1 protein-coding gene is annotated in these 1,016 nt (G+C 67.6%); it reads left to right on the top strand.

Going from position 1 to position 1,016, the window contains the following annotated elements; genetic code table 11:
• Positions 1 to 54: 54 nt before the first annotated feature.
• On the top strand, positions 55 to 1,016 hold a 962-nt coding region (locus tag AB0C20_RS36420; RefSeq protein WP_357569746.1), incomplete at its 3' end, for an IS30 family transposase.

Raw genomic sequence — 1,016 nt, 5'->3', positions numbered from 1 at the left:
CTTGGGCTCAAGTGGTTGTTGCAACGGGGTGGATTCTCGTCAGGATGAGGGGTCATGCCGGGGCAGAGGTTGTCGTCCGCGGAGCGGGCGCAGATTGAGGTGTTGTTCGGTCAGGGGTTGACGTTCCCGCAGATCGCGCAGGCGATCGGGCGGCATCGCTCGACGGTGTGGCGGGAGTTGTCGCGTAATCACTGCGGTACTGGGGGGCGGGTGCCGGCGGGTCAGCGGCATCCGCATGGTGCGGATCCGGGTTATGTGGCTGGGGTGGGCTATCCGAAGGGGTGGGGTGGGGCGTATCGGTGGAAGTACTCTCACCGCAACGCTCAGGGCAAGGCGGACGCGCGGGCGCGGCGCCCTCGTGAGGGCAAGTTGCGTCCGGGGTGGGGGCGGGCGTGGCCGCCGTTGTGGCAGACGGTCAAGGATCGTCTGAGTCAGCGGCACTCGCCGTGGCAGATCGCCCGGTCGCTGCGGCGGGAGTTTCCTGAGCGACCGGAGATGTGGGTGTCACACGAGACGATCTATCAGGCGGTCTACTTCCAGTCCCGAGGTGGGATGCGTCAGGAGTTAGCCCGGCAGGTCGCGTTGCGCTCTGGTCGGGCGTTACGGCGGCCGCAGTCGCGTCAGGCCAGCGCGGGGCGGGGAAGCCGGCCGTGGGTGCGTGACTTCCACATCTCGACTCGCCCGGCTGAGGTCGAAGACCGGGCCGTGCCCGGGCACTGGGAAGGCGACCTGGTCATCGGCGCCCGAGGCTCCAGCGCGATCATCACCCTGGTCGAACGCGCCACCCGATACGTGATGCTCGGCGCTCTGCCCGAATCGCGCGTCAGTGAACAGGTCATCGACACCCTCACCGGCCTTATGCGCCGCCTGCCGGCCGAGCTGCGCAAGACCCTGACCTGGGACCAGGGCATCGAGATGATCCAGCACCCCGTCTTCACCCTGGCCACCGACTGCAAGGTCTACTTCTGCGACCCCCACAGCCCTTGGCAACGCGGCAGCAACGAAAACACCAACGG

Source organism: Micromonospora sp. NPDC048843 (genome assembly GCF_040649965.1).
Classification (GTDB): Bacteria; Actinomycetota; Actinomycetes; order Mycobacteriales; family Micromonosporaceae; genus Micromonospora; species Micromonospora hortensis.
This window is presented reverse-complemented; position numbering and strand designations above follow the sequence as displayed.